We start from the raw sequence: 16368 nt of genomic DNA, 5'->3' as shown, positions 1-16368 counted from the left end.
GCGCACGAGCTCCGCTCTCGCTCGTTCACCCCCAGGCGCTAGCCACAGTCACGCGCGGAGTACGACACGTCGTAGCCCGTCCGGACCTCCTTGCCGCCGATCGTCGCCGTGCCCGTGACCGTGGCGGTCGCGGCGGGGACCTGCGTCTGGCGCGTCGCGAACGTCTGCTGGGCGGACCTGCCCGGCAGCACCCCGCTGAAGGTCTTGGCGCCGAACGGCGTCTCGACCTTGACCGTCGCCGGGACCTTCCCCGCGTTGACCGCGCTGACCGTGACGGTCACGCGGCCCGCGGCGCACTGGGTGCGCGCCGTGGCGGTGAGCTCGACCTTCGCGGCCTTGGGCTCCAGGAGCACCGCGACCGAGCGGGCCGGGACGGTGACCGTGCCGGTCGCCGCGTCCCACGTGGTCGCCTTGACCACGGGGTCGGCCCCGCGCGCCTGGACCGGCGAGAGCGCGTACTGGCGCCCCGCCAGCCCCGCGACCGTCTGCGTGACCGCGTCGGGCGAGGCGTTGAAGACGACGAGCGCGCCGTCGAGCGTCGGGTCCACGTCCGCCCCGACCGTGTCGTCGATGCTCATGACGATCACACCGGGCGTCTGAGCGGTCCCCGCGTCGGGGAACGTGACCTTCTGGTTGACGAGGTCGGCGCTACCCAGGCGGAACAGGTCCGTCGAGGACCGCAGCCGCAGCAGGTCGGCCGCGTTGTCGGACGCCGCCTCGATGTCCTGCGCGCCCGGCTTGAGGGCCGGGTTCGCGAGCAGCGGGGCCATGAGCGGCCACTTCTCGCCGTTGTCGGCCTCGAGCGGCAGGCCCTTGCCGAACCCGTTGTCCGTCCCGGTCCAGTCGATCGCGTTGAACCAGTCGCCCGAGTCGTAGCTGTTGCGGTCGAGCGACTTGGAGCGCAGCAGGTCGGTGCCCGCGTGCCACAGCGACGGCGTCTGCGACAGGGCCGTCGTGGCGAGCGAGACGTTGTTCATGCGCACCCGGTCGGCCATCGACGTGTCCGCCGGCAGCTTGAGGGTCAGCAGGTCGAACAGCGTCTCGTTGTCGTGGGCGTCGACGTAGCTGATGATCTCCTCGGGCGAGTCCGCGTAGCCTGCGGGCGCGCCCCGGTAGTCGATCTCGTCGCCGCGCCGGGTCTCGCCCGTCGAGGTCGTGAACGTGAAGCTGCGCAGGTTGCCCGCGAGGCCCAGGCGGACCAGGTCCGTCTCGTGGCCCAGCGCTGCGAGCTCGTCGGGAGACCCGTCGTTCACGGTGCCCGGCTCCCCCGCCCGGGCGGGCTGCCCGTTCGGGTCGGTCGCGAGGCCCGTGCCGAAGCCCTGCGTGAACGTCGAGGCCCCGTCGACGGGCGACCCGCCGTGGACCGCGTCGCGCAGGCGGTCGGAGAACGTGCCGATGCCCGTGCCGCCGAGCTGCCCCTGCGTGGCCTGCTCGAACAGCGCGTTGTCCGCGACCTCGCCGAAGTTCCAGCCCTCGCCGTACAGGTACACGGCCTTGCCGTCGACGCCGTCCTTCTTCGGCGTGAGCTCGTCGAGCGCGGCCCGGACGTCGAGCATGTTCTGCTTCGAGTGGTGCCCCATGAGGTCGAAGCGGAATCCGTCGACCTTGTAGTCGCGGGCCCACGTGACGACCGAGTCGACCATGAGCTTGCCCGTCATGGCGTGCTCGGTCGCGAGGTTCTGGCAGCACGTGCTGGTCTCGACCGCGCCGGTCGTCGTGTTCTGTCGGTGGTAGTAGCCGGGAACGACCTTGTCCAGCACGCTCTTGGGGTCCTGGCCGCTCGCTGCGGTGTGGTTGAAGACCTGGTCGAGCACGACCTGGAGCCCGGTCTGGTGCAGCGACCCGACCATGGTGCGGAACTCCGCGACGCGCGCGGCACCTTCGGCGTCGACGGCGTAGGACCCCTCGGGCGTCGAGAAGTGCAGGGGGTCGTAGCCCCAGTTGAAGCCGTCGGTGCCCTGGATCGCGGACACGGCGGCCTGCTGCTCGGTGCCGTCGGGCGCGAAGCCGCTCAGGTCGGGCGTAGCAGCCCGGTCCGCAGGGTCTTCAGGGATGGTTGCGATGTCGAACGTCGGCAGCAGGTGCACCGTCGTCAGGCCCGCGTCTGCGAGCTCGGCGAGGTGCTTCATGCCGGCCGACCTCTTCTCCCCGAACGCGAGGTACGTGCCGCGCTTGGCGGCCGGCACGGTGGTGTCGGCGATCGAGAAGTCACGCACGTGCAGCTCGTAGATCGTCTGGTCGACGGCCCGCTCCACGACGGGCGCCTTGGTCTCCTTCCAGACCTTCGGCTGCGTCTTCTTCGCGTCGAGGTCGACGACGACCGAGTGGGTCGAGTTGAGCGTGAGCCCCAGCGAGTACGGGTCGGTCACGACGTTCGTCTCGACCTTGCCGGTCGACGGGACGAAGACCTCGACCTCGTAGAGGTACCTGGCCCCGACCCAGCCGAACTTCTTGTCGGCCTTCTTGCCGTCGACGGTCCACGTCCCGTCCGCCTGGCGCTCGGCGGGGAACCGCCGCGCGTCCTCGGTCTTCAGGTCCGCTGCGTCGCCCTTCGCGGGCCACGCGAGGAGCGTGACCTTCTTGGCGGTGGGGGCCCACAGGGCGAACGAGGCCCACTTGCCGTTCTTGTAGATGCTGGCGCCGAGCGTGCGGTCCGCAGCGCCTTCCGCGAACAGGTCGTCGAGGACACCGGGGACCTGCACCCCGGTGGCCGCGGTGAGCGGCGCGTCGGCCGCAGGGCCGCTGCGCTGGGCGACGAGGAGCTGGCCCGTCAGCGCGGCAGCTGCCGCGTCGACCGGGATCGGCTCGCCGTCGGCGCCCGTGACCCGCAGGGCCACCGCGTCGGCGAGGGCCGGGAAGTCGGCCGCGACGTCGTCGGGCAGGCCGGCCGGGTCCAGGACCAGGGCGTACGACGACGCCCCCTCCGGAGCGACGACCGCGCCGTCCGCGACGCTCAGGCCGCCCGTCGGCGCCGTGTGGAGCGTCCAGCCCAGCGTGGCCGGGTCCGCCCCGGCGAGGAGCTCGCGCGGCCAGGCGACGAGGTCCTTGCCCACCCAGTGCGCGGCCTGCTGGCCCGTGCCGGGCAGCGGCGGGTCCGCGACCTCGACCGTCAGGACGTGCGTCGCGAGGACGTACGAGAACGTCACGGCCTTGCCCTCGGACGCGCTGAACGAGTAGTTCTGGCCGTCCTTGACGCCACCGACGCCGTAGTTCTCGGCCCAGCTCATGCCGTGCGTGACCTTGCCCTCGTACGCGCCCGTGGCGAGCGCCGAGGTCGTGAACGTGTAGACGCCGTCACCGTCCGGGTCGCGCAGCCACGAGCGCAGGCAGTCCGGGGACCACGCGGCCGCGCAGCCGAGCTGGTCCTGGAACGATCCGGCGACCGTGACGATCGGGCCCTGCGCGGTGCTCGAGAAGTCGTGCGAGACCGGGTCCCAGTAGAACGTCACGGGACCGCCCGCGGTCGTGTACGTCGCGTTGGAGCCGTCCTTCGCGCCGCCCACGCCGTAGTTGAGGTCCCACGAGCCGTTGATCGCGACCTTGTACTCGTACGTCCCGGCGGGGACGTCGAACGTGCCCGCGTAGACGCCGTCGGCGCGCTTCGTGAGCTTCGCGGCCTCGCAGCCGGGAGCCCAGTCGCCCGCGCACCCCATCTCGGAGTTGTGGCTGCCGGGGACGGTGACGAGGTCGATGTCCGTCGGGGGCTCGACCTCCTCGTCACCGCTGACCGAGTTCCCCACGCTCGCGAACGTCGAGGCCGCGGCACGGTCGGCGTCGGCGTCGACCGTCACGGCGCGGTACTCGACGAGCGTGCCCTTGGCCAGGTCGCTCACGTCGTGGAAGACGCGCGGCGAGGTGTCCTCGGCCGTGCCGAGAACCTGCCACTCGTCCGAGCCGACGACGCGCCACGCGAAGCTGGTCTCGGACCACGCGGCGTCGTCGACGTCGGCGCTGACCGGGGCGACCCCCGTGAGGCCCGCCCCTGCGGCCGGGACCGTGACCGACACGTCGCCCGTGGACTCGACGCCGACCGTGCGGTCGGCCTTCAGGACGACCGAGCCCAGGGCCGGGACCGTGAGCGAGACCGTGCCGTCGGCACCGGCCGTGACGGGGTCGCCGCCGCGCAGCGGCGTATACGTCGCTCCGGGCGTGAGCGTGGTGAAGCCGACCGTCTTGGCCGAGGTCGAGTTGTTGAGCCCCACGAGGTGCTCGACCTTCTCGGTGCGGTCCACGCGCGAGAACGCGTAGACGCCCGCGCCCGAGTCGGTGTAGCGCTCGACCTGGGCACCGGTCGCGAGGGCCGGGTTGTCGGCACGCAGCGCGGACAGCTCGGCGATGTGGGTGTACAGCGGCGACGTGGTGTCGTACCGGTCCTGGCTGCCCGCGGTCTCGCCCGTGACGAGCTGCTGGTCCGCGTACTCGCCGACCTGCGTCGCGAACAGCGACTGGCGCGCGTTCTTGTCCTTGCCGTCGCCCACGCCCGCGAAGCCCTGCTCGTCGCCGTAGTAGACGACGGGCTGGCCGCGCGTGAGGTACATGAGGTCGTGCGCGAGCTCGTCACGACGCTGGGCGTCGCCCGTGGTCTGCAGGAGGTACCCGATGCGGCCCATGTCGTGGTTGCCGAGGAAGGTCGGCAGCGCGGACGCCGAGGAGTCGGGCGTCGTGTACATGTCGTCGCTCGCGAAGAGCTGGGACAGGCCCTTGGCGCTGTTGCCGCTCGCGAAGCTCGCGGCCGAGGACTGGAACGCGAAGTCGAGAACGGAGCTCATGTCCGTCCTGCGCACGTACGGCGAGAGCTTGGCGGCGTCGGCGTCGTAGATCTCGCCGAACATGAAGAAGTCGTCCTTGCCCTGTGCGTGGGCGTAGTCGAGGACCTCGGTGGTCCAGGTTTCCCAGAACTCGAAGTTGACGTGCTTGACGGTGTCGATGCGGAAGCCGTCGATGCCGAGGTCGACCCAGCCCTGGTAGACGTCGACGAAGCCGTCGACGACGCGGGGGTTCTCGGTCATGAGGTCGTCCAGGCCGTCGAAGTCGCCGTAGGTCACGGACTCGCCGGACCACGTCGAGTTCCCGCGGTTGTGGTAGAGCGTCGTGTCGTTGAGCCACGCGGGGACCTTGGCGTCCTTCGCGTCCTCGGCCACCACGGGCGTGTAGGGGAACGACGTCGCGGCGTCCATCGCGGGGAACGTGTCCTTGCCCGCGTGGTCGGCCGGGTCGAACGCGTTGCCTGCGGCGTCCTTGTACGGCGCGGTCGCCTGGTCGACGTACGAGTACTGCTTCTGCTCGTTGTCGACGAGGTCGGCCGTGTGGTTGGTGATGATGTCGAAGTAGACCTTGATGCCCTTGGCGTGCGCCTCGTCGATGAGCGCCTCGAGCTCGGCGTTGGTCCCCAGGTGCGGGTCGATCTGCGTGAAGTCCGTGACCCAGTAGCCGTGGTAGCCCGCCGAGGCGTTCTCGCCCTCGCCCTGGACCGGGTTGTTCTTGAACGACGGCGTCAGCCAGATCGCGGTCGTCCCGAGCCCCTCGATGTAGTCGAGCTGGTCGCGCAGGCCCTGGATGTCACCGCCCTGGTAGAAGCCCTTGTTCGTGGGGTCGTAGCCCGAGCGCAGCGCGCCGCCCTCGATGCCGGCCTCGTTGTTGGTCGGGTCGCCGTCCGCGAAGCGGTCCGTCATGACGAAGTAGAACTGCTCGTCCGAGCCCGGCTGGCGCACGGGCGGGGTCACGATCGGCGCATCGGTCGCCTCGTCGTAGGCGCCCCCGAGCCCGACGGGCGCGAGCGAGACGCGCTTGGCGACGTCGTCGAACGTGAAGCGCAGGGTCGTGGGGCCGCCGACGACGAGCGGGATGTTGTCCGCGCCACCGTTCAGGCCGTAGGCCTCGTCCCACGAGTCGTTCACGGCGACCTTGTACTCGTACGTGCCCGCGGGCACCTGGAAGTCGGCCGAGTACACGCCCTCGGTGCCGGTCGGTGCGAGCTCGGTCGCGGCGCAGGCCGGGTCCCAGTCGGCCGCGCAGCCCGCCTCGTCCTGGAGGCTGCCGACGAGCGCGAAGGTGCGTGCCGCGTCGGCCGCGGTCGTTGCTGGCCCGGTCGCCGCGTTGGCGACCGCCGTGAACCCGGTCAGCCCGGTCAGCGCGACCGATATCGCCGCGAGGGAGGCTGTGGTGCGGCGCGGTCTGGAGGACCGCCTGGGGGCAGGTGATGGCATGAGGACTCCCTTGTCGCCGGGGAGTCGGACGTGCGAACGCACCGCCGGGTGACCGAGCCTCTGCGCTCCGCGTGGTCTCCCGAGCCGGGCGCTCCCCGCCGCCGGCTGACCCAGACTGTAGTCCTTGCAGAAAGTTGCAGCAAGAGTTTGTTGTCATGGAGACGCCGAACCCGAGGGTGGTCGGGGACGGGACGGGACGCGACCCGACGGGGTGGCGCCGGAGGGGCCGGGTCGACGCAGCGGGTCAGCCCGCGAGGTGCCCCCACCGTGGCGCCAGCTCGCTCCACGGGCCGACCTCCGCGATCGCTCCCTCGTGGAGCACGACCACCCGGTCCGCCCGGGACAGCGCCGCACGCTTCGACGTCGAACCGATCACCGTGGTCCCCCGCTCGCGCAACGACGACCACAGCTCGATCTCCGTCGCGGCATCCAGAGCGCTCGACACGTCGTCGGCCAGGAGCAGCTCGGCGTCGGTCGCGAGCGCCCGGGCGAGCGCGAGCCGCTGCACCTGACCGCCCGAGAGCCGGACACCGCGATGCCCCACGAGGGCACCGTGCCCGCCCGCCTCGACCACGTCCCGCTCCATGCGCGCGGCCGCGACAGGCCCCTGGACCTCGCGCTCGTGCCCGAGCCGCACGTTGTCGGCGAACGTCCCCGACAGCACCCGCGGGACCTGCGCGACGTGCGCGACCTGCCCCGGGCGCAGGAACGTCTGCGCGTCCTCGACGTCGGTCCCGTTCCACCGGATGTGGCCCGTGTGCTCCATGAGCCCCGCGAGGGCAGCGAGCAGGCTCGACTTGCCCGCCCCCACCTGGCCGAGCAGGAGCACGAGCTCGCCGCGCTCCACCGTCAGGTCGACGCCCTGCACGCCGATCGTGCCGTCGTCGTGCAGCGCGCTCACGCCCGCGAGCTCCAGGAGCTCGAGCGCCTGCCGCGTGCCCGGGACAGGGATGGGCGCGTCGCCCGAGAGGAGGTCGACACCCGGGGGAAGGTCCATGAGGTCCGCCCCCGCAGCCAGACGGCTCGTGGCACGCTGCCACGACCGCGTACCCGGCGCCTCGGTCACGACCGCCCCCGCGACGACACCGAACCACCCGAAGCCGTTGACCGCGTTCGCGACCAGGAGCGCCGTCGCGAGGTCCCACGTACCCGTCAGGAGGCCGGCCCACGCGGCGACGACGCCGAGCTGGATCATGACGAGCGGCACCCCGTCGAGCGCGGCCTGCACCCGGTGCTCGAAGATCGCGGCCCGCACCCGGCCCGCGTCGACCTCGTGCAGGTGCGCGTGCACCTGCGGCGTCCGGGCCGCGAGCTTGACCGAGCGCGCCGAGTCGAGCGCCGAGACCAGGGCGCGCCCGAACCGGGCCCGAGCGGCCGAGGACCGCGTGGCCGACCGGCCCGCGATCGGGCGACCGAGCGCCGACGCGGCAGCCGACACGACCATGACCGCGAGCAGCACGCCCCCCGCGAGCCACGACCGGCTGAGCAGGGCCGTGACCCCCGCGATGACGAGCCCGTTGACGAGGTCGACCCAGCGGTCCGCGTACCGCACGAAGCGGTCGGCGTCCATGGCCCGCGCCACGACCTCGCCCGGGGGCGTGGACGTGAGGCGGTGCTGGCGCGTCTGGCCCGCCATGACGGACATGCGCACCCGCAGCAGGACCTCGATCCACCACCGCGGGTAGACGTACAGGGCACGCGCGAGACACAGGGGCGCGACCACGAGGAGCACGGCGAACGGGACGAGCAGCGCGACCGGGAAACCCTCGTCGAGCCCCTGGACGGCGTGCCCCCAGAGGAAGCCCGTGACGGCCCCCTGGGCCGAGACGAGGCTCGCCACGAGGAACAGCCCGGCACCCGCGACGCCCCACGCGGGTCGCACGAACAGCGCGTGCCGCACACCGCGCGCGAGGCTGGGCCCGTCGCCCGGGTCCACCAGGGCCGGCGGCGCACCCAGCCGACGTCGACCTCCGACGCCCTGCGCCGACGGGTCGCCGTCGACAGCGTCCGTGGATCCCGCGGCTACCACCGGGAGCGTCGCGGTGGCCTCGGTCGGGCGCGCGCCCTCACCCTCCGTCACCTGCTCGTTCCCCCGGCCGTCGACCAGCACCGACGACGGCTGGCCGTCCTGCGCGACGCTCGCGTCGAGCAGGTCGCGGTAGGGCCCGGCGACGCGTGCGAGCGCGGCACGGTCGCCCTGCTGGACGACGCTCCCCCGGTCGAGCACCGCGATGAGGCCGGCGCGCTCGATCGTCGTGAGTCGGTGCGCGACGAGCACGCCCGTGCGTCCTGCGAGCAGCCGCTCGGACGCGGCGACGACCCGCGCCTCGGTCAGCGGGTCCATGCGCGCCGTGGCCTCGTCGAGGACGACGACCTGGACGTCACGCACCAGGAGGCGGGCGAACGCGACGAGCTGCTCCTCCCCCGCGGACAGCGACGTCCCGCCGGGTCCGAGCAGCGTGTCGAGCCCGTCCGGCAGGCCGGCCACCCAGTCGTCGAGGCGCAGCTCGCGCACCGCGGCCTCGATCGACGAGCGCGGGACGTCGGCGAACAGCGCGACGTTCTCGGCGAGGGTCCCCGCGAGGATCTCGGTCCGTTGGGTCACGACACCGACCGCGGCACGCAGCGCCTGCAGGTCCAGGTCGCGGACGTCGACGCCCCCGAGGAAGACGGAACCGTGCGGTGGCTCGACCGCCCGGGACAGCAGCGACGCGAGGGTCGACTTGCCCGACCCCGTCCTGCCCACGAGCGCGACCGTCGCCCCGGCGGGCACGTGCAGGCTCACGCCGTCGAGGGCGAAGGTGCCCTCGGCGTACGAGAAGTGGACGTCGCGGAGCTCGATGCCGACCGGCCCCGCGGGCACGTCGCGCCCGCCGGCCGGCTCGGGGGCTACCGAGAGCATCTGCCGGATGCGCGTGAGGGCTCCGAGTCCCTCCTGGATGTCGGGCAGGTGGTGGACGAGGTTGTCGGTCTGCCCGACGAACATCGAGGTGACGAGGAACAGCGTGACGAGGCGGTCGACGCCCAGCTGTCCGTCGGCGGCGAGCGCCGCGCCCGAGACCGCGACGCCGGCGAGCAGCGACGCGAGCACGAGGCCGGCGCGGCGGAGCATGCGTGACTCGACCGACAGCACGGCCTCGAACTTCCGGTGGACCTGCGCCGACCGCTCGGCGAGCCGCCGCACCGCGAACGACTGGCCCAGGCTCGTGCGCAGGTCGTCGCGCGCGGCCACGGCCTCCTCGAACACGGCCGCGTGGTCCGTCCAGGCCGCTTCCTCGATCACCTTCCGGCGAGCGATCTCCCCGAGCATGGGACGCACGATGAGCCCGGCGACCAGGCCGAGCACGGGGAACAGGATCCATGCGGGCCACCACGTCAGTCCGGCCACGACCCACATGGGGACCACACCGACGAGGGTGCGTCCTGCCCCCCAGGCCTGACGGCGAACGAGCGTGCCGACGGCGTGGGTGTCGTCGTCGACGCGGTCCAGCACCTCGCCCACGGCCTGCTCGGTGAGCGTGGCCAGGGGCTGGTGCAGCGCCGCGGAGAGCAGGTCGCCGCGCAGGCGCCCCTCGGCCCGGTCGACGACCCCGGCCCAGACCACCTGTCCGACCGTGTCGAGCAGCGCCGCACCCACGATGCACGCGGCGAGGAGCTGGAGCGTCGCCGTCGTCGGGTCGGCGGCGAGCCAGCCCACGACGACCGTGCCGTACGCGGCGCCGACCGCACCGATCGTGAGCGCGACGAGCGCGACCACGGCCTGCGGACCGCGCAGGCGCCGCCAGTCGAGGCGGCGCGCGGGGTCCGTCGGGGGGGCGCTCAGGGAAGAGGGGGCATGGTCTGGGCCGGTCGGAGAGCCGGTGGGTGCATCGGTCATGGCCCGTCGATCCTATGGCGGGGGTCCGACGTGCACGCAGGGATTTTCCGGACCCCGCACCGTGGTCCGGACGCCGGTCCCGGGCACCGGGACCGGGCGCGCGGGGGTCGGCGCCCGGTCCCGGACGCCGACCCTCGTGGCTCAGATCAGACCGAGCCCCCGCACCGCGTCGCGCTCCTCGACGAGCTCGGCGACCGAGGCGTCGATGCGCTCGCGCGAGAAGTCCGAGATCTCCAGGCCCTGGACGATCTCCCACCTCCCGCCGCGCGAGACCACGGGGAACGAGGCCATGAGGCCCTCGGGGACGCCGTACGACCCGTCCGACACGATGCCCGCGCTCGTCCAGTCGCCCTCGGGCGTGCCGTTGACCCAGTCGAAGACGTGGTCGATCGCGGCGTTCGCTGCCGAGGCAGCCGACGAGGCGCCGCGTGCGTCGATGATCGCCGCGCCGCGCTTGGCGACGGTCGGGATGAACTCGCCCGTGAGCCAGGCAGAGTCCGCGGCGAGCTCGGCGCCCGGGCGGCCTGCGACGTCGGCGTGGAAGATGTCCGGGTACTGCGTGGCCGAGTGGTTGCCCCAGATGCTGACCTTGCGGACCTCGGACACGGGCACGCCCGCGCGCTTGGCGACCTGCGTGAGCGCCCGGTTGTGGTCGAGGCGCGTCATGGCCGTGAAGCGGTCCTTCGGCACGTCGGGGGCGTTCGACGCGGCGATGAGCGCGTTGGTGTTCGCCGGGTTCCCGACGACGAGCACGCGGACGTCGTCGGCCGCGCCGGCGTTGATCGCCTCGCCCTGCGGCTTGAAGATGCCACCGTTGGCCTCGAGGAGGTCGCCACGCTCCATGCCCGGACCGCGGGGGCGCGCCCCGACGAGCAGGCCGACGTTGGCCCCCTCGAAACCGGCGCGCGGGTCGTCGAAGATGTCGATGCCCGCCAGCAGCGGGAAGGCGCAGTCGTCGAGCTCCATCGCGGTGCCTTCCGCAGCCTTCACCCCCTGGGGGATCTCGAGCAGTCGCAGGCGGACGGGCACGTCCGGTCCGAGGAGCTGACCTGCGGCGATGCGGAACAGCAGGGCGTAACCGATCTGACCGGCGGCTCCGGTCACGGTCACGTTCACGGGAGTTGTCATGGCCACACTCTGTCACAACGCCCCCGCGCTCCCCAGGGGTACTCGCGCTCCTCGTCCGTGGGGCGTCCGTCACACCCTGCGGGCCCCTGTTCGCACCGGGCGAGCGGGCGGCGCCGGGCCGTGCGCGTCCCGTCCTCCGCCCCGGAGAACGCCCGACGGCGCCGCCCACCCCGGGAGGTGAGCGGCGCCGTCGGGCGTGCGAAGGAGAGGGTCAGGCAGCCAGGCGGGCGGCCAGGTTCTCGTCGAGCGCCGCGAGGAAGTCCTCGGTCGTCAGCCACTCCTGCTCCGGGCCGACCAGGAGCGCGAGGTCCTTGGTCATCTTGCCGGACTCGACCGTCTTGATGACGACGTCCTCGAGGGTCTCGGCGAACGCCGTGACCTCGGGGGTGCCGTCGATCTTGCCGCGGTGCATGAGGCCACGGGTCCAGGCGAAGATCGACGCGATCGGGTTGGTCGACGTCGGCTTGCCCTGCTGGTGCTGGCGGTAGTGACGCGTCACGGTGCCGTGCGCGGCCTCGGCCTCGACGGTCTTGCCGTCCGGGGTCATGAGGACCGACGTCATGAGGCCGAGCGAGCCGAAGCCCTGCGCGACCGTGTCGGACTGGACGTCGCCGTCGTAGTTCTTGCAGGCCCAGACGTAGCCGCCCTCCCACTTCATGGCCGAGGCGACCATGTCGTCGATGAGGCGGTGCTCGTAGGTCAGGCCGGCAGCCTCGAACTGGTCCTTGAACTCCGCGTCGAAGACCTCCTGGAACAGGTCCTTGAACTGGCCGTCGTAGGCCTTGAGGATCGTGTTCTTGGTCGACAGGTACACCGGGTAGTTCCGCTGCAGGCCGTACGCGAACGAGGCGCGCGCGAAGTCCTTGATGGACTCGTTGAAGTTGTACATGCCCATGGCCACGCCACCGTCGTCGCCGTAGGTGACGACCGTCTGCTTGATCTCCTCGGAGCCGTCGGCAGGCGTGTAGGTGAGCGTCAGGGTGCCGGCGCCCGGGACCTTGAAGTTGGTCGCCTTGTACTGGTCGCCGTGGGCGTGACGGCCGATGATGATCGGCTTGTTCCAGCCCGGCACCAGGCGCGGGATGTTCGAGATGATGATGGGCTCGCGGAAGACGACGCCGCCGAGGATGTTGCGGATCGTCCCGTTCGGGGAGACCCACATCTTCTTCAGGCCGAACTCCTCGACGCGTGCCTCGTCGGGGGTGATGGTCGCGCACTTGACGCCCACGTTGTACTGCTTGATCGCGTTCGCCGCGTCGATCGTCACCTGGTCGTCGGTGGCGTCGCGGTTCTCGATCGACAGGTCGTAGTACTTGAGGTCGATGTCGAGGTAGGGGTAGATGAGGCGGTCCTTGATGAACTGCCAGATGATGCGCGTCATCTCGTCACCGTCGAGCTCGACGACCGGGTTGACGACCTTGATCTTGCCCATGCGGGGGTAACTCCAACTCTGCGAGGGGAACCTGCGGCCGCCCGGGGGCTTCCGGCGGGTGCCGGAACTCGCGCGCGCGAACCGTTGATGCTGACCGCCGCCCAGGGTACTCGACTTCTCGACGTCAAGATACTTTCCGCCCGGTCCGCGCCTCGGACACCCACGGCCCGACGGCGCCGCTCGCCCCCGCGCGTCCGGCCCGCCCTCTGGCGCGGTCGCGCTCGCGGAGTGAGACTGGTCACGAACTCATCAGCCAACTCCCAGACATCGGTGGCAGGATGCCTCCGAGATGCCGGTTCTGCACCGACCTCGCATGTTCATCCCGAACGTCCGGCCTCCCCGGACCCCACACAGACACCAGACAGGAACACCATGTCCCAGGACACTTCAGCACCTGACGCAGTCGTCGTCGACGAGACGACCGTCGTGGTCGGGCCCAGCCTGCTCGCCCGGCTCGGCGCCGAAGCCTTCGGCACGTTCTTCCTCGTGCTCGCGATCCTCGGCGTGGCGCTCTACAGCGTCGGCGGCCTCGGCGCCGGCACGGTCGGCGTGGCCCTCGCGGGCGGTATCGCGCTGCTCGGTGGGATCGCCGCGGTCGGCCACGTCTCCGGAGGACACTTCAACCCGGCCGTGACGCTCGGCGCGGCCATCGGCGGGCGCACCGCCTGGGCCGACGTCCTGCCCTACTGGCTCGCACAGCTCGTCGGCGGCGTCATCGCCTCGGCCGTGCTCTTCGCGACCATCCCGTCCTCGGCGCTCCCCGTGCTCCAGCAGAGCGGGCTGATCTCGGACGCGACGCAGCAGGCCTTCCTGTCCTCGACCGCCAACGGCTTCGAGGAGCACTCGCCTCTCGCCGTCGCCACCAACGGGGCGTTCTCGTTCAGCATCTGGTCGGCGCTCATCATCGAGATCGTCGCGACCGCCATCTTCGTCGGCGTGATCCTGGGCGTCACCGACAAGCGCTCGAACTCGAAGCTCGCGCCCGTCGCGATCGGCCTGACGCTCACGGTCCTGCTGCTCGTCGCCACGCCGTTCACCAACGCGGGCCTCAACCCCGCCCGCTCGTTCGCCGCCGCGGTCTTCGCCGGCGGGTGGACCTGGGGCCAGCTCTGGCTCTTCGTCGTCGCCCCGCTCGCGGGCGCCGCGATCGCCGCCCTGTTCTACCGCGCGTTCGCCTTCGCCCCCGTCCAGGACGACCTCCTGGCCGAGGACGAGGTCTTCGTGGTCGACGAGGCCGCGGTCGTGGCCGAGGGCACGGGTACCGCAGGCGCAGCGGGCGCAGCGGGCTCAGCGACGGCCGCCGCGGTCGCCGAGGAAGCGGCGTCCCCCTCCACGGAGGTCCCGGAGGCCGTCGAGGTGACCGAGACGGTCGAGACCGTCGAGGTCGTCGAGTCCGCCGAGGCCACCGAGGCCGGCACGACCGGACCCGAGGGGTCCGACGCCGAGCCGACGGACGGCACGGCTCCCAAGGCCTGACCAGCCGCTGCACCACGACGACGAGGCCCGGTCCGCTGCTGCGGACCGGGCCTCGCGCTGTCTGGGTGTGCGGCGGGCGGGACCAGGGTGTCCGGAATCGGGGACGAGCCCGGTGCCCGGCCTCGGGACGAGCCGTCAGACGTTGGGGACCGTGACGGCGAGCGTGCCCATGGCACCCGCCATGGCGAGGTACATGATGACGTCGGTCCACCGGGTGCGGACCGTGAGCCCCACGGGTCCCGGGCCCGGCAGGAAGGCCCGGACCCCCGCCCCGACGACGAGGATCCCGACGAGGACCAGCACTCCGGCACGCGCCCCGACGAGCAGGGTCACCGCGACCGCGAGAAGTACCCCGGCGAAGACGAGCCACATCGCGAGGTTGCTCTGCGGGGCGGGCACCACCACCGTGGCCGGTCGGTCGAGCGACTCGGTCCCGCCGTCGCCACCGGAGACCCGGGGGATCCCCGAGGGCGGGGCGACAGGAGCGAGCGGCTCCGCGGCCCCCGCCTGACCCTCTGCAGCACCCGCGGTCTCCGACGCGCCGTCGAGCCGGTGCCAGCTGGGGGCCGCCCCCGGTCGATGCTGCGTCGGGGTGCCGTTGTGCGGACCGCGCCCGGGCGCGGTGACGTCGCTCACGCTTCCCACCAGTTCACGAGTCCGAGCCTACCGCCGACTACCGTAGGGATCGTGCCCTCACCAGTCACCACTGCTGTCCTGCCGCACTCGCGGCGCCCTGCGGCCGGGTCGGTCGTCGTCGTGGGCGCGGGCCTCGCCGGCGCCCAGACCGTGGCCGCCCTGCGGGCGCACGGCTTCACGGGGCGGGTGACGATCCTCGGGGCCGAGGGCGTGCCGCCCTACGACCGCCCTCCGCTGTCCAAGGAGCTGCTGTCCCGCCCCGAGCCCGCCTGGTTGACCGAGGAGATCGGTGTGGACGTCACCGTCCTGGCCGACGAGGCGCTGCTCGACGACCCCGCGGTCGACCTGGAGCCCGGCACCGAGGCAGTCACGGTGACGACCCGCTCGGGTCGGCGCGTCACGGCCGACGTCGCGGTCCTCGCCCTGGGCTCCGAACCGGTGCGGCCGGCCGGCTGGGAGGCCGCGCTCACCCTGCACACCGCCGACGACGCCACCCACCTGCGCGCGCGGCTCACCCCCGGGACGCACCTCGTCTCGATCGGTGCGGGCTGGATCGGCGCGGAGGTCGCCGGGGTCGCCTCGAAGGCCGGGTGCGACGTCACGGTGCTCGAGGCAGCGCAGACCCCGCTCGAGCGTCAGCTCGGTGCGGAGGTCGGCAGCCACCTGGCCCGCTGGTACGCCGACGCCGGTGCGCGCCTCCTCACCGGAGCCCAGGTCACCGAGGTGGGCGCCCGGTCCGTGGTGCTCGCGGACGGGCGCACGATCGAGGGCGACCTCGTCCTGGCAGCGGTCGGCGCCCGGCCCGCGACCGCATGGCTCAAGGGCGCCCTCCCCCTCGACCCGCGCGGCTCGATCCGGGTCAACAGCGCAGGGCGCGTCGCTCCCCCGACCGTCGCGGCGCCGTCGGGCACCTCGGGGCACCTGCCCCTCAAGGCTCTCCGCCGCCTGTACGCCGTGGGCGACTGCGCGACACGCGACAACGCGGTGTTCGGGCCCGTGCCCGGCGGGCACTGGTCTGCGGCGCTGCACGACCCCGAGCCGACCGTGCGGGCCCTCCTCGGCATCGACGAGATGCCCGCCGAGCCGCAGCCCGTCCGCGCGCTGCTCGGGCTGGCGCCGGTCCCCCAGCACGCGCCGTACGTGTTCTCGCAGCAGCTCGGGCACGACATCGCGCTGTTCGGTACGCCCTCGCCGTTCCACGAGGTCGTCTACCGCGGCGACCCGAGCGGCGGGGCCACCGGTCACGAAGGCTGGATCGCCCTGTACCTCGAGACCGTCGCGGGAGCGCACCGCACCAACGCCGAGGGGCACCGGCTCGCGACCGTGCGCGCGATCCTCGTGGTCGACGCACCGCGCGAGGTCGGCCAGGTGCGCAAGCTCATGAACCGCGACGTGGCGCTGCACGTGGACGTCGAGGTCGCGACCGACCCGACCCGCAAGCTGCGCGACGCGGTCGTCTGAGGAGGCGGGGGCTCGCCTGCTCGGCGCCTCGGCCCCTCGGCCCCTCGGCCCCTCGGCGCCGAGCATGCGGTTGTCGTCCGGGTCCGGGTCGACCCGGACGAGAACCGCATGCTCGGCCCGCAGGAACCGCATGCTCGGCGCGCCCCTCCCCC

General features: G+C 72.6%; 7 protein-coding genes. 2 read left to right on the top strand and 5 right to left on the bottom strand.

Features of this window, described 5'->3' with window-relative positions; all coding sequences use genetic code 11:
- Window positions 1-38: 38 nt before the first annotated feature.
- The 4 genes from pulA to ACFVQ3_RS10900 all read right to left on the bottom strand — a co-directional run bounded on the left by pulA (window position 39) and on the right by ACFVQ3_RS10900 (window position 12643).
- Window positions 39-6206 (bottom strand): pullulanase-type alpha-1,6-glucosidase, encoded by a 6168-nt coding sequence (gene pulA, locus ACFVQ3_RS10915; protein ID WP_387638626.1) that lies wholly within the window; start codon window positions 6204-6206, stop codon window positions 39-41.
- A 244-nt stretch (window positions 6207-6450) separates the two neighbouring features.
- Complete coding sequence (locus ACFVQ3_RS10910; RefSeq protein WP_387638623.1) at window positions 6451-10083, bottom strand: ATP-binding cassette domain-containing protein; 3633 nt, start codon at window positions 10081-10083, stop codon at window positions 6451-6453.
- A 141-nt stretch (window positions 10084-10224) separates the two neighbouring features.
- Window positions 10225-11211, bottom strand: a complete 987-nt coding sequence (locus ACFVQ3_RS10905; RefSeq protein WP_387638620.1) for a malate dehydrogenase — start codon at window positions 11209-11211, stop codon at window positions 10225-10227.
- A 211-nt stretch (window positions 11212-11422) separates the two neighbouring features.
- Window positions 11423-12643: an NADP-dependent isocitrate dehydrogenase gene (locus ACFVQ3_RS10900; RefSeq protein ID WP_191795760.1), complete on the bottom strand. Its 1221-nt coding sequence runs from the start codon at window positions 12641-12643 to the stop codon at window positions 11423-11425.
- Window positions 12644-13015: 372 nt separating this feature from the next.
- On the opposite strand from ACFVQ3_RS10900, the gene ACFVQ3_RS10895 reads away from it, so the two are divergent.
- A complete protein-coding gene (locus ACFVQ3_RS10895) occupies window positions 13016-14119 on the top strand; it encodes an aquaporin (protein WP_387638617.1) in 1104 nt (367 codons plus the stop codon).
- A gap of 135 nt (window positions 14120-14254) precedes the next feature.
- Here the strand turns inward: ACFVQ3_RS10895 and ACFVQ3_RS10890 are convergent, their stop codons facing one another.
- Window positions 14255-14755: a DUF3017 domain-containing protein gene (locus tag ACFVQ3_RS10890; protein WP_387638614.1), complete on the bottom strand. Its 501-nt coding sequence runs from the start codon at window positions 14753-14755 to the stop codon at window positions 14255-14257.
- 51 nt (window positions 14756-14806) lie between these two features.
- Between ACFVQ3_RS10890 and ACFVQ3_RS10885 the strand changes: the two genes are divergently transcribed.
- A complete protein-coding gene (locus ACFVQ3_RS10885; protein ID WP_387638611.1) occupies window positions 14807-16216 on the top strand; it encodes an NAD(P)/FAD-dependent oxidoreductase in 1410 nt (469 codons plus the stop codon).
- Window positions 16217-16368 lie beyond the last annotated feature (152 nt).

Origin of the sequence: Oerskovia sp. NPDC057915 (assembly GCF_042887685.1) — a bacterium.
Classification (GTDB): Bacteria; Actinomycetota; Actinomycetes; order Actinomycetales; family Cellulomonadaceae; genus Oerskovia.
This window is presented reverse-complemented; position numbering and strand designations above follow the sequence as displayed.

Bases quoted from the DNA above. Each gene is read 5' to 3' on its own strand.
- pulA (WP_387638626.1), bottom strand. From the start codon at position 6,206: ATGCCATCACCTGCCCCCAGGCGGTCCTCCAGACCGCGCCGCACCACA.
- ACFVQ3_RS10905 (WP_387638620.1), bottom strand. From the start codon at position 11,211: ATGACAACTCCCGTGAACGTGACCGTGACCGGAGCCGCCGGTCAGATC.
- ACFVQ3_RS10900 (WP_191795760.1), bottom strand. From the start codon at position 12,643: ATGGGCAAGATCAAGGTCGTCAACCCGGTCGTCGAGCTCGACGGTGAC.
- ACFVQ3_RS10910 (WP_387638623.1), bottom strand. From the start codon at position 10,083: ATGACCGATGCACCCACCGGCTCTCCGACCGGCCCAGACCATGCCCCC.
- ACFVQ3_RS10895 (WP_387638617.1), top strand. From the start codon at position 13,016: ATGTCCCAGGACACTTCAGCACCTGACGCAGTCGTCGTCGACGAGACG.